This window comes from Pontibacter ramchanderi (assembly GCF_002846395.1).
In the GTDB taxonomy this organism is placed as follows: domain Bacteria; phylum Bacteroidota; class Bacteroidia; order Cytophagales; family Hymenobacteraceae; genus Pontibacter; species Pontibacter ramchanderi.
The window spans coordinates 822,467-840,979 of the sequence record NZ_PJMU01000002.1 but is presented as its reverse complement, the minus strand read 5'-3'; the positions used below and the strand labels follow the sequence as shown (position 1 = coordinate 840,979).

Genomic DNA, 18,513 nt, shown 5'->3' with positions numbered 1-18,513 from the left:
GGATGCTAACCCTTCTTAACAGCGATCAGCGCTAAATGGTTTAGCTTTCAGCAATTATCCTTAGCATCTGCCTCAATCTATGTTCCCATAGCGTGAGGCCTGCTTTTCGTACAGTGTTTCGTGGTGATGGCTGGTGGGTTCGTAGCTTTGCCAGTGACGTTTGATCAGCTTTTGCTTGCCAAGGTAGCGCACAAAGCTGTAGACTGCCAGCAGCACGCCAACCGGCATCAGGGCAAGGCCCATAATCGTCATATACACATGGTTGGAAAGCTTGATAGCGGCAAAGCCACCGGCAATAAGCGCAATGGCGGTCCGTAAATACGCCATGAGGGTACGCTCGTTGGCGAAGATGGTACGCTGTATGGCCATCTCGTCGCGTATCTCCGAGTTCTTCTTCTCCAGCTTCCTGATTTTCTTCTTGAGCCTTTTGATTTCGTCTTGCTGGGGCACCTGCATTTATTCCTTTTTTTGAGAAATATACTAAACAAATACGACGAAGAGCGCAGCGCTTACCAGTCGTGAAGCTGCCAGTTGGTCTTTTTGCGCTAAGCAGAGGTCTGCTTGCCGTTTCCGCCGGGCTGGGGCAGCTCATTGTGTGCCCGCTCGTGTTCGTGGCTGGTGGGGCAGTAGTCCTGGTGGTGCCCCTCAATGATGCGCTGCTTGCGCCTATACCTGACGAAGCTGTAAATTGCGAGTATAACGCCGATCGGGATTAAAATAACACCAATTATGTCCAGGTATAGATCGTCGGAAAGCTTGATAGCCACAAAACCGCCTACCGAGATGGTCATGGCCGTGCGCAGGTAGGCCATGAGTGTGCGCTCGTTGGCGAAAATCGTGCGTTCGGCCGCCATGTGGTCACGTATCTCAGCGTTCTTCTGCTCCTGTACTTTAAGTTTTTTCTTGAGCTTCCTGATTGTCTCTTTGTCCTCGTCTGACATAGGCAAGTGGCCCTCCAGTTATTATGTACGATTCTGCTGCCCGAAGGTAAAAGCCCGGGAAGAGAAGCTTTGAGGTATGGCGTTTACCAAAATTTTCAAATCCAATGTTAAAACTATATATTGCTATGGTGCAAACGGGCTATTCCTATACCTGCTGCTCACCCACGCCAACCGCATCCCTGATTTATGAGAAGACGCTACCACTATTTTCTGCTTGCTCTGCTGTTGTTGCTCTCAGGCCATACCTGGGCGCAGAGCACCGAACAGCGCCGCATTACAGCCAGTTACCAGAATCAACCGCTGACGGCCGTACTGCAGGATCTGCAGCAGAAGCACCGATTGCGAGTTTTTTACCAGCCGGAGTGGGTAGAAGGCGTGCAGATAACGGAGAATTTCAGCCAGGAGCCACTTGCCAGCGCAATACAAAAGCTCCTGGGAAAAGCCCGTCTCTCGTTTGTGCTCTATGATGACCAGACCGTCGTGTTGGTGCCCCTGTCCGCCGCCTCCGTGTTCCGGTCCGATACTGTGCCATCTGAAGCGGTGCCGGGACAGGCGTCGGAACGCATCGTGACCCTGAGTGGACAAGTGCGCAATGCCAAAACTGGCGAGCCGTTCATTGGAGCCACCGTGCTGATCTTGGAGCTGGGAAAAGGCACTGTGGCTGACGAGCAGGGCAGGTATACCTTGGCGGTGCCAGCTGGCAACTATACCTTGCGGGTGCGGGCCATTGGCATGGTAGAGGACCAGCGCCGGGTTAGTTTGCAGCAGAGCCGCACCATGCAGGTGGAGTTGTTCGAGGTAAGTAACCAACTGCGGGAAGTAGAGGTATCGGCCAAAGCGCCTGATCACAATGTCGAGAGCCTGGAGATGGGAGTGGCCCGCCTATCGATTCAGGAGGTGCGCAAGATGCCTAATTTCCTGGGAGAAGTGGATGTGTTGCGCAGCGTGATCGCATTGCCAGGTGTGACCACCGTAGGTGAGGGGGCCAGCGGCTTCAACGTACGGGGTGGCAGCATCGACCAGAATTTGATCCTGCAGGACCAGGCGCCGCTTTTCAGTGCGTCCCATTTATTTGGCTTCTTCTCTGTTTTCAATCCGGATATGGTGCAGGACGTGACCTTGTACCGCGGGGGCATACCTGCTCGCTATGGCGGACGCATCTCTTCGGTACTGGACGTGGAATTAAAAGAAGGCAACAAAAAGGCTCCCATCCTAAGCGGGGGCATCGGTTTGCTCGCCAGCCGCCTGATGGTAGAGGCGCCGCTTTTGAAAGACAAGGCTTCCTTCGTGCTTGGGGCCCGCGGCGCTTATCCCGGGCTGGCGCTACGCTACGTGCCTGATAAGTCTGTGCGCGACAGCGACGGCTATTTTTATGATTTCAATGCCAAGGTAGACTATACGATCAGCGCCAAAGACCAGTTGATGCTGTCAGGCTACCTGAGTCGCGACGGTTTCCGCTTTGGGGCTGACACCACCTATACCTGGGGCACCGGCACCGCCACTGCCCGTTGGAACCATACCTTCAGCGACAAGCTGTTGTCGAGCGTAACCGGCGTCGTGGGGGATTATGATTATGGCGTAAAGGCCGAAACAGAACCCTACAGCTATACCCTCGACTCCGAAATAAAGTACAAGCAGATCCGGGCCGACCTGAATTTTGAACCCTCCGCGCAGCATAAGCTAGGGTTGGGTGCTTCGTCCTCCTGGTATCAGTTTAGCCCGGGCACGCTTACACCGGGTTCGGAGCAGTCCAGCCTGCTACCCGTCAACATGCCACACGAGCGCTCCATCGAAGCAGCGCTGTACCTGGACCATGAATACGTGCTCAATCCCAGAATATCGATCAGCTATGGACTGCGCTACTCTTCTTACTACAACCTGGGGCCGGGTGATGTGTATGTCTACGATCCGGAGTCACCGCGACGCGAGTCCAGCATCATCGACACGCTGAGCTACAGCAACGGCGGGGTGATACAGCAGTATGGCAATTTTGAGCCGCGGGCATCCCTTAAAATAAGCTTAAGCGAGAACAGCTCGGTGAAGCTGGGCTACAACCGCATGGCGCAGTACATCCACCTGATTTCGAACACAACAGCCGCCTCGCCGGTAGACATCTGGAAAACGAGCAACCCCAACCTGCGTCCGCAGCTCGGCGACCAGGTGGCGCTCGGCTTCTTCAAAAATCTGCAGGATAACACCATTGAGCTCTCAGCAGAGGCCTACTACAAAAAACTACACGACCTGGTAGAGTATAAAGATGGTGCCCGGTTGCTGCTCAACAGCACGCTCGACGCCGACCTGTTGCCAGGTGAGGGCAAAGCCTACGGTCTGGAACTGATGATGCGCCGCAAAGGCAAAAAACTGACAGGTTGGGCCAGCTATACCTACTCCAGGTCGCTGCGCCGCGTAAATGGCCCTACGCCCGAGGAGCGCATCAACGACGGCAACTTTTTTCCGGCTAACTTCGACAAACCGCACGATCTCACCCTGGTCCTGAACCAACAGTTATCCAGGCTGATCAGCCTATCGGCGAACTTCACCTATAGCACCGGCAGGCCGATCACCTATCCTGAGTCAGTGGGCTATATCGATGGCCTGCTGATGGTAAACTACAGCGACCGCAACCAGCACCGCATACCGGACTACCACCGCCTGGACCTGGCCTTTGTGATAGACGGCACTAACAAGCGAAACGCAAACTGGGTGAGCAGCTGGGCATTCTCGGTGTACAATGTGTATGGCCGCAAGAACCCATACTCGGTGTTCTTTAAGCCTGCCTATGGTGGCACCATTCCGCAGGCCTACCGACTGTCAGTGATCGGCTCGGCAGTGCCGGCCATTACCTACAATTTCAAGATCACCCGATGATGAGACGGCTGTTAAGTTGGTTGGTGGCTTTGACCGGTATAGGGATGGCCTCCTGCATCGACCCGATTGTGATACAGACTGGGGAAACGGAACCTAAACTAGTAGTGAGCGGGCTGATAACAGATCAATCCGACGAGAGCCTTAACAAAGTGAGCCTCTCCTGGTCAGAACCCTTTGACGGCGAAAGCAAGGTAGTGTACAACAGACCCGTGTTAGGAGCTTCTGTAAAGATTCTGGATAACCGGGGTACAGGCTTTCAACTGATTGAAGGGGAGCGTGGCGTTTATTTTCTGCCTCAATACATGGCAGGGGAGGCCGGTCAGCAGTATCGGCTCTACATCAAGTTGCAGGACGGCCGGGAGTATGAGTCGGCCCCTGAGCTTTTACAGCCGTCACCACAAATGGAGCAGGTCAGCTATACCTTCAAAGAGTTCACCGAGGTAGTCAAGAATGGCAGCGGCGAACTGGTAGAGCAGACCACCGACGGCTTTGAGGTATACGCCACTGTGCAAGACCCTGCCGGCAAAAGCAATTACTACCGCTGGGATGCCACGGGTGTGTTTGAGTATTTTAGCCGGGCTCCGGATGTTATACCTATACCTGCTACCCAATGCTGGTCTTTTGTCGGGCGTGTGACGGGAAGAGCTGTTACCGCCAACGACAGACTTTTCAATGGCAACATACATAAGCAGACAGTGGTAGTGCTCCCTGCTGATATGCCCACCAAGTACCTGGTCAGGGTGCGGCAGTACGCCCTGACGGAGCAGGCGCATGAGTTCTGGCGACTTTTTGAGCAGCAGCAATCCAGTGTGGGCAGCATCTTTGATCCACCACCGGCCAAAATACGGGGCAACCTCTACAGCCTGAGCAACCCCGGAGAAGAAGTGATCGGGTATTTTGGGGCATCGGGTATAAGCGAAAAAGGATTGCTGATTAACCGGGCCGTGCATGCTCCTTTCCGGAGCGGGCCATACGAACCGCCTTTTGTGGCCCCACCGCGTGACTGCCGGTCGCTGTTTCCGAACAGCACCGCCATGAAGCCGGCGGGTTTTTAAGTTTTAATTTGATTGCCATACCATGCATCGAGTAAAGAATACCTATCATCAAATCCGGCAATGGACTATGCTGCTTGCCGTCGTCCTGTTGCAAGCCTGTGTGGATCCTTTTGAGCTCCAAACAGGCGAGGTGCAGCAGTCGCTGGTGGTAAGCGGTATGATCACAGACCAGAACAATCCGGAACTGAACAAAGTCGCCCTCACCTGGACCGCCCCGTTCGATAGCGAAAACCAACAGGTGATAGTGGAGCGTGTGCACAATGCCACGGTCACGGTGCAGGATAATCTAGGCAACAGCATGCCTTTATATGAGGAAGGCAGAACCGGCGTGTATACGCTACAGGAAAGCGACTTTCAGGTGGAGCACGGCAGAAGCTATACCTTGCACATTACCTTACCTGACGGTCGGGAGTATGCATCGCGTCCGGAAGCGGTGCGCCCGGTGCCGGCCATCCAAGGTATAAGCTATGAGTTTAAGCAGTTTGTAGATGTCGTGCGCAACTCGGCGGGTGTGCTGATCGAGCGCCGGTCGGTGGGTTTTGAGGTGAAGGCCCAAGTGCAGGACCCGCCAGAGCGAGGCAATTTTTACCGCTGGGATACAGAAGGCGTGTTTGAGTTTTATACCAATACAGGTGATGTGCCGGTGCCATCCGTGTGCTGGGCCAACATGGGTAGCATCAATACCAAAGTAGTGGCCAATAATGACAGGCTGTTCAACGGACGCTACTTTGAGCAGCCTGTGGTGGTCGTGCCAGCTGATATCCCCACCAAATACCGCATCAAGATCCGGCAGTTTTCCCTGACCGGCGAGGCCTATGAATTCTGGCGCCTGTTCAATGAGCAGCAAACCAGCGTGGGCAGTATCTTCGACCCGCCTCCGGCACGCATCAATGGCAATATGTACAGTGTCACAAACCCTGGGGAGCGGGTAGTGGGCTACTTCACCGCTTCTGCCATGGTAGAAGATTTTATTGTGATACAGCGCATGTTTTACGCGCCTTTCCCCGGCCTGCCCTACGAGCTGCCACTCGGCGACTGTCGCTATACCTTCTTATACCCCAATGTAACCAACGTAAGGCCGATCGGCTTCTAAACTTTGATTTGATCTAATGCATATACTCCAAAACAGCATCCACAAACAGACAGTAAAACTGCTACTGGCCATAACGCCTTTGCTTAGTTTTCCTGCTTTTGCACAGCAGGAGCAAGTGGCGAAAGCAGCTGCCGCACAGGTTCAGCGCCAACTCTCTGACGAGCAGGTGCAACTGGTGCATGGCCAACCCTGGTACATGGCGGGCGAGCGTCTCTGGTTCAGTGCCGCTGTGCGCAAGAACTCGGCTACACCAGCAAGCCGGGTACTTTATGTAGAGTTGCTGGATGCAAAGGGCAATACCCTAGTCAACCAGCGCTTGGTGCTGGAGGAAGGAAAAGCACAGGGAGATTTCCTGCTGCCCAGCGAGATGTCTTCCGGCAGGTATACGCTACGGGCCGCCACCAACTGGATGAGAAACTTCAGTGCAGGCCAGCACTGGCAGGAGCAGCTCACAATTGTAAATGCCGGCGAAGTGAAAGCCCTGGAAGGACGCCCGGGAGCTGCCAAACCACTGCAGGTGCGCTTCTATCCAGAGTCGGGCGCATGGGCAGCAGACGTGCCTACAAAAATAGTGGCTAACGTAACCAATGCAGCCGGTATAGGTATAGCCGCCCAGGGCACAGTAACCGATACTTCCGGGCAGGTCATCACCACTTTTAAAAGCGACGCGACAGGTATAGCCGTGTTTAATCTGGCAGCCACAGCACAGCAGGAACTGATTGCGCAGCTGCAGGCAACAGGCTATGCCCCACAACAGGTAGTGCTCCCCAAGCCAAAGCAGCAAGGTGTAAGCCTGGCGGTAAGTGGCGTAAGCGAAGAAGGTATACAGGTAAAAGTGCGTGGCCTATCGCAAATCGGTCATGTGCTGGTGGCTGCGGCGGCAGGAAAGGTATACTTTGCTCAGCATGTGGCGGGTTCAGAGACAGTCACCATACCTTGGTCCGATGCTGCGCACCCGGCATGTAGGTTGCTGCTGCTAAACACTGGGGGGCTGGTAGAGGCCGAGCAGCGGGTCATGATATCACGTGCAACAGGTATAGCAGTGCAGACCGACCAAAAGCAGTATGGTACACGCCAGCAGGTAACCGTTACTGTAAAAGGTCTGCCGCCCACCTCGCTGCTCACGGCTTCGGTAGCGGCACAACGGGCAGTGCTTCAGCAGCCAGACGGTTCGGTGCAGGCAAACTGGGTCCGGCAAGAGCATAACGCCGACAATGAGCTTTGGCAGGCTATCGCGAAAAGCGAAACCGTAGCCCGCTTTACCAGAGAGACTTTGGTGGAACCCATGCGGCAGGAAGGTATCAAAGGTCCTTACCAACAAGTGGCATTTTCCAAACAGATGGACTCTGCTTTTGTAAAGGCGCTGCCGCCTCATGTAGTAAACATCGCTCTGAAGCACTATACCCGCACCAATATCCATGACATCTATGGCCTGACTGAACCACATGCTACGTCTCCGCTGCCACGGCTACCAGCCGACAGGGTGTTTAAGCTGGACGAATATATTGCTTTTCAGGATGTGGAAGAAGCTATCCGGGAGGTGACGACTAACCTGCGCATGCGCAAGAAGAAGGGCAGGCAGACCGTGCGGCTGCTTTATGTGGCTCCCGGAACCAAGCGCATGATGAAAGAGGAGCCGCTATACCTGCTCGACGGTGTAATGCTGGAAAACATGGACGAGATCATGGCGCTTGACTTGAACGACATTGCCTCAATTGAGCTTGCCTGGTCAGAAGAGAAGTTATACGCCGGTAATCTGGGGCGCCTTGTTGATAACGGGATGTTTGCCGTCTACACCAAAAGCGGCGAGGCGCGTGATAGGCTCCGAGACAAAGGCCTGCCAGTGCTCTATGAGCAGTTCAGCCTGCCACGAAACTTTGTAGTTCCCGCCCCGGGCAATATGCAGGCCCAACTTCCAGACTTCCGGCAACTACTGCACTGGCAGCCATACCTGCCAACCGAAGCCGACGGAAGCGCTTCGTTCACGTTCTATACCTCCGACGAGACAGGCGTGTTCGAGATAAAAATACAGGGGCAGACCGCAGCAGGTATACCTATTAGCGGAAACAGTTTGTTTGAGGTAAAACTGCTAAACTAAAGCCACCATAACACTGAGAACTAGCAGGTGTCGGTAAAATAGCTGAAAAAAAATGCCCCACTGTTTCCGGTGGGGCATTTTTTGTAGGTATAGAATCTTAGAAGTTTGGAGACAGCAGGTATTTGCTGTAAAAGTCGTCGATCACTTTCACGGCTTCTGTAGGGTCGTCTACGATGTGCACCAGGTCCAGGTCTTCAGCGCTGATGTTGCTTTCTACTTTGAGCATCACGTCCTCCACCCACTGCATCAGTCCGCCCCAGTATTCGCGGCCCACCAGTACGATCGGGAATGCACCGATCTTCTTGGTCTGGATCAGGGTGATCGCCTCAAACAGCTCGTCGAGTGTGCCAAAGCCGCCTGGCATCACAATGAAGCCCTGGGCGTACTTCACAAACATCACTTTGCGCACAAAGAAATAGTCGAAGTTGATGAGTTTGTCGGAGTCGATATAGATGTTATTGAACTGCTCGAACGGCAGGTGAATGTTCAGGCCCACCGATTTACCGCCCTCTGAGTGCGCGCCTTTGTTACCGGCCTCCATAATACCCGGGCCACCACCCGTGATGACACCATACCCGTGGCGCACCAGCTTGGCGGCGATTTCCTCGGCCATCATGTAGTACTTGTGCGTGCTTTTGGTGCGGGCCGATCCGAAAATCGAAACGCAAGGGCCGATCTTGGCCAGCTTCTCGAAGCCTTCCACGAATTCCGACATTACCTTGAATATCTGCCACGAGTCGGCGATCTTGATCTCGTTCCAGTCTTTGTCTACAAAGGCCTTCCGGATCTTGATGTCCTCCTCAGAAGCGGGTGGCGCTTGCACCTGCCCGGCCTCACGCAGGTCTGTGATGGATTTCGCTTTATTTTCGTTTACGTCCGGGTTCAGGATCGTCTGTCCGCTGCCGGTGTTGTGTGACTCGTCGTTGAGTTTTGTTTTGCTTGTCTTTCTAAGCTTTGTCATAAATCTTTCTTCGTCTTCTTCAGGAGGCAGGCCTCCTGCGGCGCAACCATCCGGAGGCGCCTTCTTCAGTTAATAAATAATTTTAAGGGTGTGCGGCTGCAGTGTGGAGAAGAAAACGGTGCAGCCACGGTTGTGTCTTGTTCTATTTTGAGCGGATCGCAATCACCGGATCTAAGTTGGAAGCAAGCACTGCCGGAATAATACCCGACAGCATACCTATGACCGCCGATACGCCCAGACCCAGAATAATGTTGCCCATCGAGAGCGAAATCTTCATCATGTCCTGCGGTATGAGCGTGAGCAGGAACACCAGCAGGATGCCAATGCCACCCCCAATAACGCTCAGAAACACGGACTCGAACAAGAACTGGAACAGGATGAAATAGTTTTTAGCGCCCAGCGATTTTTGTATACCGATGATGTTGGTCCGCTCCTTCACCGACACGAACATGATGTTGGCGATGCCGAAGCCGCCCACCAGAATTGCAAACCCACCGATGACCCAGCCGGCCAACCCGATCACCTGGAACAGACCTGTCACGGCCTGGGTCGCCATTTCGGGGCGGTTAATGGCAAAGCTGTCCTCGTCGCGCGGTTTCAGGCCCCGGATGTTGCGCATCATGCCGCGCACCTCATACTCCAGTTCCAGCAACCCCACATCGTCGTCGCGGCCTTTTACGGCTATAGTCGAGCCAATGCCATTGGGGCCCGTGGCGTACATCTTGCTGAACGCCCCATAAGGTATAATTCCCATCTGGTCGAAGTTAGGCATCCCGAACATGCTTTCGCCCTGCTTCTCCATAACGCCTATCACCGTGAACTTATGTCCGCTTACCCGAAGCTCCTGCCCGATGGCCGACTGGCCCGGGTATAGCGTGCTGGCCACCTCATCGCCAATGATCATCACATTGCGGGCTGCGTCAACCTCCTGCGGCACGAAGTAGCGGCCCTCGGCCACCGGTATCTCGGTTACCTTGTTGTAATCGTAGGTCACGCCCATCAGGCCGGCGTCTTTGTAGCTGTTGTTGCGATGCTTGAACAGCGAGCGACCCCTGTTGGCAAATATGGCCACGCCCGCATCATTTGTCAGGTTGCGGTCCAGCAACCGGTATTCGTGGGTGTTGGGCTGCGGCCGCTTAAAGTACTTCCACCACGGGTATTCGCCGCCAAAGCTCCAGGGCCACTTCTCCACATACAGTACCTTGTCGCCGATAAAGCTCATGCTGTCGCGCACGTTCCGCTCCAGCGAATCGACCAGCGTAAAAACCGAAATGATGGCGAAAATACCTATTGTAACGCCCAGCAGGGATAGAATCGTCCGGAGCAGGTTGGCACGCAAGGCCTGCCATGCAAAGCGGAAACTTTCAGCTATAAGGCGGAGGTAGATCATAGTTTGGCTTAGGGCAAAGTAATTTTCTTAAAAGTAAGAATATTTCGGGCAAACTAAGTAAATTTGCGGTTTGATTTTTTAATTGTATCATGGGTAGGCCATGCCGATTTTTTAGAAAGCTGGCATTATACCTGTACAGACCGCACGAAGTCAGCACGATTTATACTGTAATATAAAAAGTATGAAGTTATCAGAATTTAAGTTTGAGCTCCCTGAAAGCCTGTTAGCCACACACCCATCCGCTAACCGCGACGAGTCGCGCATGATGGTGGTGCACCGCGATTCGGGCAAGATTGAGCATCGCATCTTCAAAGACATCCTGGAGTATTTTGATGAAGGCGATGTGATGGTTGTAAATGATACCAAGGTGTTCCCTGCCCGCCTCTATGGCAACAAGGAGAAAACCGGCGCCAAGATCGAGGTGTTCCTGCTGCGTGAGCTCAACAAGGACATCCACCTGTGGGACGTGCTGGTTGACCCTGCCCGTAAAATCCGCGTTGGCAATAAACTCTACTTTGGCGAGAGCGACCTGGTGGCTGAAGTAATAGACAATACCACGTCACGTGGCCGCACGATCAAGTTCTTGTTCGACGGTCCGGACGAGGAGTTTTACAAGACCATCAACGAGCTGGGTGAGACACCGCTTCCGAAGTACATCAAGCGCGAAGCCGAGCCGGAAGACAAGGAGCGTTACCAGACCGTGTATGCCAAAAACGTAGGAGCCGTGGCTGCCCCAACTGCCGGCCTGCACTTTACAAGAGAGGTACTGAAGCGCCTCGAGATCAAAGGAGTGGACGTGACGCCGCTGACGCTGCACGTGGGCCTGGGTACTTTCCGCCCGGTGGATGTGGAGGACCTGACCAAGCATAAGATGGACTCAGAGAACTTCATGGTGCCAGCCGAGACAGCTGAGATGGTGAACAAAGCCCTGGACAACAAGAAGCGCGTGTGCGCTATCGGTACGACCACCATGCGTGCGCTGGAGTCGTCGGTGTCGGCCAGCAACCGCCTGAAGCCTAACGAGGGATGGACTGACCGTTTTATCTTCCCTCCATACGACTTCAAGATCGCCAATGCGCTGGTGACAAACTTCCACATGCCGGAGAGCACACTGTTGATGATGACGGCAGCCTTTGGTGGTTACGAACTGGTGATGAAAGCCTACGAAGAGGCCGTGAAAGAGAAATACCGCTTCTTCAGCTACGGCGACGTAATGCTGATTCTGTAAGCGCAGGTATAAGTTTTAGAAAAGCCCCGGCCTCCAAAGTCGGGGCTTTTTGCTTTCTTTGCAGCAGCTTCATCTACATCTAAACCAGCCTGTATGACCGGTCCAGATCCAAATAATCCGTTTCCGCTTCCGCACCACAACAACTTGGTTTTCCTGAAGAACATCATCCGGAACCCCAACATAGAAGTGGGCGACTATACCTATTACCACGACATGGAGAACCCGCACAATTTCGAGAAGAATGTGCTGTACCATTTCGATTTTATAGGAGACAAACTTCGCATCGGAAAGTTCTGCGCCATTGCCTCGGGTGCGAAATTCATCATGAATGGAGGTAATCATGAGACCAGACCCGTCTCGACATACCCTTTTGAGATTTTCGCAAATGGGTGGGAACGAGCGGATGATGGAGCAGACCACTATCCTTACAAAGGCGATACTGTGGTAGGAAACGATGTATGGATTGGTTACGAAGCGGTGATCATGCCTGGAGTAAAGATCGGGAGCGGAGCCATTGTAGCCACCAAAGCCGTGGTTACCAAGGATGTGCCCGATTACGCGATTGTGGCTGGGAACCCGGCGCAGGTGGTGAAGATGCGTTTCCCGGAAAGCGAGATAGCGCAACTGCTCCAGATTGCCTGGTGGAACTGGAGTGTAGAAAAAATTACCCGGAACTTAGCTTTCATTTCTTCAGCAGATGTATCCCGCCTGGCTGATTGCCAGTAGCAGAGATTATATAGAGTTAGCCATCACATGGAAAAAGCCTTGCAAGAATACGCCATTATCGTAGCCGGTGGGACGGGCAGCCGCATGCAGCACAGTTTGCCCAAACAATTCATTGAACTGGCCGGCAAGCCTATTCTAATGCACACCATCGAGCGGTTCTATGCCTATAATCCCAATTTACGGATAGTCGTGGTGTTGCCCGAGGACCAACTGCAGGTATGGCGTAACCTGTGCAAGCAACATAAGTTTCCTGTTTTCCATATGGCAGTGGCGGGTGGCAAGACACGCTTTGGCTCTGTGAAGAACGGGTTGGCTGCCGTGCAGGGTGAGGCGCTTGTAGCGGTGCACGACGGCGTTCGACCATTCGTGAGCACAGGCATCATCAAGGCAGCCTTCGAGCAGGCAGCCGAGTCGGGAACTGCCGTGGTGGCCGTTTCACCAAAAGACTCTATCCGGGAGCTGACTGAGGATGGGAGCCGTGCTGTGCCCCGCACCAGGTATAAGTTGGTGCAGACGCCTCAGTGCTTCAAGGCTAGCCTTCTGAAGGAAGCATACGAACAACCCGAGCAGGAGTACTTTACGGACGATGCTTCGGTAGTAGAGCAGTTGGGCGCAGGTATAGCACTGGTGGAGGGCAGCTATAGCAATATCAAGATCACGACGCCGGAAGACCTGCTGTTGGCCGAAGTGCTTGTGAAGCAGTTTAAATCACTGCCTTAACGGACAATGCGCTGTGCTTCGAGGTAGTCCTGGTTCTGCTGCACCGTTTCCGGAGAAAGCAGCTCAAGTGTGGGGTCGGGTTTGGAGAGGTTGAGCAGGTAGCCTTGCATAGGTTGCAGGTTGTATAGGTCATGTGTTATGCAGAACACTGTTTTGCCTTTTTGCTGTACCCATTGCTGCAACAGTTGGAACACCTGCTTCTTGTAGTACACATCCAGTTGCTGGGTAGGCTCGTCGAGCAGCACCACGTCTGCATCCTGCAGCATGAGTTGCGCCAGCCATACCATTTGCTGTTCTCCCCCCGACAAGGTCGTAAAATCCTGTTCCTGCAGGTGTGTTAGCTCCAGTTGCGCCAGGATAGCGCGAGCCTGCTCATAATCCTGGGCGGTGTAATTCTCAAAAAAGCTCTTCTTACGGAAGAGGCCCATCACCACCAGGTCAAGCACGCTGATGGAGAAAGAGACAATGTTCTTTTGGGGAAGGTATGAGAGCAGACCCGAGGCGGCCGCATCTTTAGTGTGGCGCAGGTCCTGGCCCTGTAGCAGGAGCTGTCCCTGGTAAGGGATTTTTTGCTGGAAAGCGCGGAAAAGCGTTGTTTTGCCGGCTCCGTTGTGGCCTATAATAGCCACGAAGGCCTGCGCTGGCACAGAAAAAGAAAGGTTGCGGATCAGAGTACGATGCTCATAACCCGCAACCAGATTTTTTACTTCAACGACGCTGCTCAATGAGTAATGAATAGTGATTAATGAATAATATGAGATTGATTACTCATTAGTCATTATTTAATTCATCATTAATTAGTACTCGTCTTCGTTGAACATGAAGTCTTCTTTGGTAGGATAGTCAGGCCAGATCTCCTCGATGTTCTCGTAAGGCTGTCCGTCATCTTCAAGTGCCTGCAGGTTCTCTACCACCTCCATTGGGGCGCCTGAGCGAATAGAGTAGTCAATCAGCTCGTCTTTAGTTGCTGGCCAAGGTGCGTCCTCCAGGTATGATGCTAATTCCAGTGTCCAATACATAGTATGTGTCTCCTTAAATAATGGCGTTTGAAAAATAAGTTCGCAAAAGTATGAATTAATTCACAAACTAAAATTTTTTTGAAATATTTATTGCTTTTTGTGATTGTTTTTACCAAAACAACGCAAATACACTGCAAATGTTCATTTTGGGTCAAACTTTTTTAGCCTCCTATTTTTACTGCAATCCTCTTTAATCGGGCTGTATGTAAATATAAAAAGCGCCTATCGCATTCGCAATAGGCGCTTCCCTAAAATATATAGTTAAATCTTAATTTATCTATTTATTAATTGTGCTCAGCTGCTCCTGAAATACCTCGATCAGGGCCTGCTTTGTTGTAATCTTGCGGTTAAAGTTGCGGATCTTGCCTAAAAGCATGCTGCGGAACGAGTCGTTGCTCGGTGCCTCACTCAGTTTGCCCAGGTTCGATTCAAGTACCTCCAACTCCTGACGGTCCGACTTAATGAAATCGCGCAGGGCATTGATGCGGGCGTGCAGTCCTTCCTCGTGGCCGTAGGTTTCGTTGGCGTTTTGCTGGCGCTTGCGAATGTAGTGCTCCAGGCTGCTCATTTCAAACACGCGGTCGCAGGCCTTGATAAAGCGCTCCCAGATCGCATCCGAAACATCCGGGCGCACAGGCCCAACTTTTTTCCACTCTGCCTGCAGTTCCTTGGCGCGCTTCACGGCGTCGTTCAGGCTGTTTTGCTGAAGCAGTTGCTCGGCCTGGCTTACCAGTTCCTGCTTGCGCTCCAGGTTGGTATCGTAGTATTTCTCTTTCGAGTCGGTCTTCTCGTTCGTGATCTTTACTTTGAGGCGCTCAAAAAAGTGGTTGTGCGCTTTTCTGAACTCCGTCCACAGCTTGTTCGTCGTAGCGCGTGGCAGCGAGCCGCCAATCTGCTTCCACTGCGTCTGCAGGTCCTTCAGTTTGGCTGTGGTAGCTTCCCACTCCTCCGAGTTTTGCAGTGCCACCGACTTTGCGATCAAGTCTCTATACCTGTCGTAGGTGCGGTTCTGCATCTGTTTCTTATCGTTGAAGAAAGACTTCTTGCGCTCAAAGAAAGCTTCCAGCGCCGTTTTAAAGCGTTCCTCTATTTCATCGGTGAGCTCTTTCTCCACAGGGCCTGTTTTGATCCAGGTGGCACGGAGCTCCTTCATTTTATCTGAGGTTTCTTTCCACTCTAGGCTGTCCTGCAGTGCCTCTGCCTCCTGTATGAGCCCGATCTTAATGTTCAGGTTCTTTTCGCGGTTTTGCTTGATGGTCTCGTTGATCTCCTCCTCGGCCTTGCTCAGGGTATGGTAGATCGCCTCAAAATCACCCAGCGCGTCGTAGTTACCCACCTGGTCTTTCATGTGCAGCACCTTCATCAGGAAAGAGCCTTTGTTCTCGGAAGCTGCGATGCGCTCGAGCAGGGCGTTAACTTTATCGCTAAACATGTGAAAGCGCCTGGCAAAATAAACCAGCGAGTCATCTTCTGATTCTTTCACTTCGCCTACCTTGCGGTCGGGGTAAGTCATAAAAGCTTTCAGCCATACTTGCTGGTCCTGAATAAAGCCATACTTTTTGGCTTCTTCCAATAGGTCGTTGTTTTCCATTTAAGGATCGGGTTAGAATCGGAACATAAAAGGGCAAAGGGTCCAAAATTTAGACTAACCTTAGCATACGCAAGTCAGGGTGTAGCGTTGACAGTCTGCTGTTTAGGCGCAAACGTCTTCTGAAAGTAACCTGACTTGGTGCTATGATAAGTCTGTGCGGACTTCTCCCATACAGTTTTTCTACAAGTTTAGTGATTTCAAAGCACTTTTGTGAACCATAAACACATGAATTTTTACGATATTTGTAATTGTCGACACAAATAATGGCCAAACCGGGCGCATTTGTCGGACGGCTTGCCTTAAATGCCGTTTTTACATGAATTAAAATTGCTGTCGGCAGACGGCACTAAACTGATATACAGGAAAATGAGCAACGAAACTATTATTTTCTCCATGGCCGGGGTCAGCAAGATCTACCCGCCACAGAAACAAGTACTCAAAAATATCTACCTCTCCTTTTTTTACGGCGCCAAAATCGGTGTGCTGGGTCTGAACGGCTCTGGTAAGTCGAGCCTGCTCAAGATCATTGCCGGCGTGGACAAAGAGATCCGCGGCGAAGTGGTATGGTCGCCAGGTTATACAGTGGGTTACCTGGAGCAGGAGCCGCAGCTGGACCCGACCAAAACTGTGCGCGAAGTAGTAGAGGAAGGCGTGAGCGAAGTAGTTGGCTTGTTGAAGGAATTCGACGAGATCAATATGAAATTTGGTGAGGAGATGACCGACGATGAGATGAACAAGCTCATTGAGCGCCAGGGAGAGGTACAGGAGCGTCTGGACCAACTCAACGCCTGGGAGCTGGACAACCGCCTGGAGCGTGCTATGGATGCCCTGCGCACCCCGCCGGAAGATGCCGTGATCGGCAACCTGTCGGGTGGTGAGAAGCGTCGCGTGGCCCTTTGCCGCTTGCTACTGCAGGAGCCGGACGTACTCCTGCTCGACGAACCGACCAACCACCTGGACGCCGAGTCTGTGGACTGGCTGGAGCAGCACCTGCAGCACTACAAAGGCACTGTGATTGCCGTAACCCACGACCGTTACTTCCTAGACAACGTGGCTGGCTGGATTCTTGAGCTGGACCGCGGCGAGGGCATTCCGTGGAAAGGCAACTACAGCAGCTGGCTGGAGCAGAAAGCCAGTCGACTGGCCAAGGAAGAGAAAACAGAGAGCAAGCGCCAGAAAACCCTTCAGCGCGAGTTGGAGTGGGTGCGTATGGCCCCGAAAGCCCGCCACGCCAAGTCGAAGGCCCGTATTAGTCAGTATGATAAGCTGGCTAGCGAAGAGGCCTCTAAGAAAGAAGAAAAGCTGGAGCTCTTTATACCGGATGGCCCGCGTCTGGGGGCGCAGGTTATTGAGGCCCATAACATCAGCAAGGCCTACGGCGACAAGCTGTTGTTCGAAAACCTGAACTTCTCCCTGCCACAGGGTGGTATCGTGGGTATCATCGGGCCGAACGGTGCTGGTAAAACCACTTTGTTCAAGCTGATCACAGGTCAGGAAAAACCGGACGCTGGTGAGTTTACAGTTGGCTCTACGGTGCAGATCTCTTATGTAGACCAGGAGCATGCGAACTTGGATCCGAGCAAATCGGTGTTTGAGGTGATCTCTGGCGGAACGGAGCACATGATGATGGCCGGCCGCCAGGTTAACTCCCGTGCCTATGTAAGTAAGTTCAACTTCTCAGGCGGTGATCAGGAGAAGAAAGTGGAGAAGCTGTCGGGTGGTGAGCGCAACCGCGTACACCTGGCCATGACCTTGAAAGAGGGCGGTAACCTATTGCTGCTGGACGAACCAACCAACGACCTGGACGTGAACGCAATCCGCGCATTGGAGGATGCCTTGGAGAACTTTGCTGGCTGTGCTGTGATCATCTCGCACGACCGCTGGTTCCTGGACCGTATCTGTACGCACATCCTGGCATTCGAAGGTGACTCACAGGTATACTGGTTCGAAGGTAACTACACCGACTACGAAGAGAACAAGAAGAAGCGCATGGGCGACATAGAGCCAAAGCGTATCCGTTACAAAAAATTGGTATAACCCAGCCACCTGCTCTGCAGGTTAAGTCATAAGTCTTTGTCTGATCCCCTGTTAACTATTTGGTTAGCAGGGGATTATTTTTTTAAGGAAATTATTAATTGTACTAAAACAATTAATAATTTCCTTAAAAATCAGATAAGCTAATTTTAATTTGCACTATGTAAAGTGTTCATAAATGTGATTTGTATTTAAGCAACTATATTTATCAAATAATATATAAATAAATTTGCTTATTAGAATTAATTTATATTCATTTGCACGGTCTTCTAGAAATAATAGAACAATATTATTCTTGAAGTGAATTTTTTTATGCTTACAATAATAAAGTCCAACCTAAACATTAAAACCTTCTATTGTCATGAAAAAATTTACCCTTAGTGAAACAATGGCTAATGTAATTGTTGCTGTTTACTTTTTGGCAGGATGTGCCATTAGCAGCTTGCTGGTAGCAGTAGCCTAGATTAGCTTAAGCATCATAATTTACTGAGAGGCAGCACCGCTGAGGTGCTGCCTCTTCTGTTTTAAGTTGTTGGCTAAAAATAGTTCAATAAAAATAGTGGTTAAAACTGAGTAGTTTTCGTATCCAAATTCAATGGGGTTCAAGAGATAAAAGCCTGAAAACTGACTATTTGGTTACATTTATATATCTGAATATAGTATAGTTATGTTATAGCATAAGGTAACAACTTTCGAGTGCAATAATCGTAAAGAAATACAAAGACAGCCAAAGGTATTTTAAAGCATTTCTAACATTTAAAAGGTTGTCACTCATGAAAAAACTTTACT

General features: G+C 51.9%; 15 protein-coding genes. 8 read left to right on the top strand and 7 right to left on the bottom strand.

The features are described 5' to 3' along the window. Window positions 1–72: 72 nt before the first annotated feature. Window positions 73–456, bottom strand: a complete 384-nt coding sequence (locus BD749_RS10680; protein WP_101444321.1) for a YidH family protein — start codon at window positions 454–456, stop codon at window positions 73–75. Between the two features lie 89 nt (window positions 457–545). Next, on the bottom strand, window positions 546–941 hold the full coding sequence (locus tag BD749_RS10675; RefSeq protein WP_101444320.1) for a YidH family protein: 396 nt from the start codon (window positions 939–941) through the stop codon (window positions 546–548). Between the two features lie 186 nt (window positions 942–1,127). Between BD749_RS10675 and BD749_RS10670 the strand changes: the two genes are divergently transcribed. From BD749_RS10670 to BD749_RS10655, 4 genes are read left to right on the top strand one after another with little or no spacing between them, the layout of a single operon-like run. Next, window positions 1,128–3,809 carry a TonB-dependent receptor gene (locus tag BD749_RS10670; protein WP_101444319.1) on the top strand — a complete coding sequence of 894 codons (2,682 nt, stop codon included), beginning with the start codon at window positions 1,128–1,130 and terminating at the stop codon, window positions 3,807–3,809. After that, window positions 3,809–4,864: a DUF4249 domain-containing protein gene (locus BD749_RS10665; RefSeq protein WP_101444748.1), complete on the top strand. Its 1,056-nt coding sequence runs from the start codon at window positions 3,809–3,811 to the stop codon at window positions 4,862–4,864. The genes BD749_RS10670 and BD749_RS10665 overlap by 1 nt, the downstream gene beginning before the upstream one ends. 22 nt (window positions 4,865–4,886) lie before the next feature. Beyond that, window positions 4,887–5,957 carry a DUF4249 domain-containing protein gene (locus BD749_RS10660; RefSeq protein ID WP_101444318.1) on the top strand — a complete coding sequence of 357 codons (1,071 nt, stop codon included), beginning with the start codon at window positions 4,887–4,889 and terminating at the stop codon, window positions 5,955–5,957. A 16-nt stretch (window positions 5,958–5,973) separates the two neighbouring features. After that, a complete protein-coding gene (locus BD749_RS10655; protein ID WP_101444317.1) occupies window positions 5,974–8,055 on the top strand; it encodes a hypothetical protein in 2,082 nt (693 codons plus the stop codon). A gap of 97 nt (window positions 8,056–8,152) precedes the next feature. On the opposite strand, the gene BD749_RS10650 is transcribed toward BD749_RS10655, so the two are convergent. Both BD749_RS10650 and BD749_RS10645 read right to left on the bottom strand, forming a co-directional pair. Further along, on the bottom strand, window positions 8,153–9,016 hold the full coding sequence (locus BD749_RS10650) for an LOG family protein (protein ID WP_245869041.1): 864 nt from the start codon (window positions 9,014–9,016) through the stop codon (window positions 8,153–8,155). Window positions 9,017–9,158: 142 nt separating this feature from the next. Next, complete coding sequence (locus tag BD749_RS10645; RefSeq protein ID WP_101444316.1) at window positions 9,159–10,406, bottom strand: ABC transporter permease; 1,248 nt, start codon at window positions 10,404–10,406, stop codon at window positions 9,159–9,161. Window positions 10,407–10,587: 181 nt separating this feature from the next. Here BD749_RS10645 and queA point away from each other — a divergent pair, with 181 nt between their 5' ends. The 3 genes from queA (at window position 10,588) to BD749_RS10630 (ending at window position 13,080) form a co-directional block, all read left to right on the top strand. Then, window positions 10,588–11,634 carry a tRNA preQ1(34) S-adenosylmethionine ribosyltransferase-isomerase QueA gene (gene queA / locus BD749_RS10640; RefSeq protein ID WP_101444315.1) on the top strand — a complete coding sequence of 349 codons (1,047 nt, stop codon included), beginning with the start codon at window positions 10,588–10,590 and terminating at the stop codon, window positions 11,632–11,634. A 93-nt stretch (window positions 11,635–11,727) separates the two neighbouring features. Beyond that, entirely contained in the window at window positions 11,728–12,360 is a 633-nt protein-coding gene (locus BD749_RS10635) for a CatB-related O-acetyltransferase (RefSeq protein ID WP_101444314.1), read from the top strand. A 27-nt stretch (window positions 12,361–12,387) separates the two neighbouring features. Continuing rightward, a complete protein-coding gene (locus tag BD749_RS10630; protein ID WP_101444313.1) occupies window positions 12,388–13,080 on the top strand; it encodes a 2-C-methyl-D-erythritol 4-phosphate cytidylyltransferase in 693 nt (230 codons plus the stop codon). Here BD749_RS10630 and BD749_RS10625 read toward each other — a convergent pair. The 3 genes from BD749_RS10625 to BD749_RS10615 form a co-directional block, all read right to left on the bottom strand. Beyond that, a complete protein-coding gene (locus tag BD749_RS10625; protein ID WP_101444312.1) occupies window positions 13,077–13,805 on the bottom strand; it encodes an ABC transporter ATP-binding protein in 729 nt (242 codons plus the stop codon). The genes BD749_RS10630 and BD749_RS10625 overlap by 4 nt on opposite strands. A 72-nt stretch (window positions 13,806–13,877) precedes the next feature. After that, the gene (locus BD749_RS10620) at window positions 13,878–14,099 is read right to left on the bottom strand and encodes a DUF2795 domain-containing protein (RefSeq protein ID WP_007652164.1); all 222 of its coding nucleotides are present in this window, start codon (window positions 14,097–14,099) and stop codon (window positions 13,878–13,880) included. Window positions 14,100–14,376: 277 nt separating this feature from the next. After that, window positions 14,377–15,690: a DUF349 domain-containing protein gene (locus tag BD749_RS10615; protein ID WP_101444311.1), complete on the bottom strand. Its 1,314-nt coding sequence runs from the start codon at window positions 15,688–15,690 to the stop codon at window positions 14,377–14,379. Between the two features lie 366 nt (window positions 15,691–16,056). On the opposite strand from BD749_RS10615, the gene ettA reads away from it, so the two are divergent. Then, window positions 16,057–17,727, top strand: a complete 1,671-nt coding sequence (ettA, locus tag BD749_RS10610; RefSeq protein ID WP_101444310.1) for an energy-dependent translational throttle protein EttA — start codon at window positions 16,057–16,059, stop codon at window positions 17,725–17,727. The last annotated feature ends 786 nt before the right edge of the window (window positions 17,728–18,513 follow it).

Excerpts from the sequence above, each read along its gene's own strand:
- queA (WP_101444315.1), top strand. The coding sequence starts at position 10,588 with ATGAAGTTATCAGAATTTAAGTTTGAGCTCCCTGAAAGCCTGTTAGCC.
- BD749_RS10615 (WP_101444311.1), bottom strand. The coding sequence starts at position 15,690 with ATGGAAAACAACGACCTATTGGAAGAAGCCAAAAAGTATGGCTTTATT.
- BD749_RS10630 (WP_101444313.1), top strand. The coding sequence starts at position 12,388 with ATGGAAAAAGCCTTGCAAGAATACGCCATTATCGTAGCCGGTGGGACG.
- BD749_RS10660 (WP_101444318.1), top strand. The coding sequence starts at position 4,887 with ATGCATCGAGTAAAGAATACCTATCATCAAATCCGGCAATGGACTATG.
- BD749_RS10675 (WP_101444320.1), bottom strand. The coding sequence starts at position 941 with ATGTCAGACGAGGACAAAGAGACAATCAGGAAGCTCAAGAAAAAACTT.
- BD749_RS10665 (WP_101444748.1), top strand. The coding sequence starts at position 3,809 with ATGAGACGGCTGTTAAGTTGGTTGGTGGCTTTGACCGGTATAGGGATG.
- BD749_RS10620 (WP_007652164.1), bottom strand. The coding sequence starts at position 14,099 with ATGTATTGGACACTGGAATTAGCATCATACCTGGAGGACGCACCTTGG.
- BD749_RS10670 (WP_101444319.1), top strand. The coding sequence starts at position 1,128 with ATGAGAAGACGCTACCACTATTTTCTGCTTGCTCTGCTGTTGTTGCTC.
- BD749_RS10655 (WP_101444317.1), top strand. The coding sequence starts at position 5,974 with ATGCATATACTCCAAAACAGCATCCACAAACAGACAGTAAAACTGCTA.
- ettA (WP_101444310.1), top strand. The coding sequence starts at position 16,057 with ATGAGCAACGAAACTATTATTTTCTCCATGGCCGGGGTCAGCAAGATC.
- BD749_RS10680 (WP_101444321.1), bottom strand. The coding sequence starts at position 456 with ATGCAGGTGCCCCAGCAAGACGAAATCAAAAGGCTCAAGAAGAAAATC.
- BD749_RS10650 (WP_245869041.1), bottom strand. The coding sequence starts at position 9,016 with ATGACAAAGCTTAGAAAGACAAGCAAAACAAAACTCAACGACGAGTCA.
- BD749_RS10635 (WP_101444314.1), top strand. The coding sequence starts at position 11,728 with ATGACCGGTCCAGATCCAAATAATCCGTTTCCGCTTCCGCACCACAAC.
- BD749_RS10645 (WP_101444316.1), bottom strand. The coding sequence starts at position 10,406 with ATGATCTACCTCCGCCTTATAGCTGAAAGTTTCCGCTTTGCATGGCAG.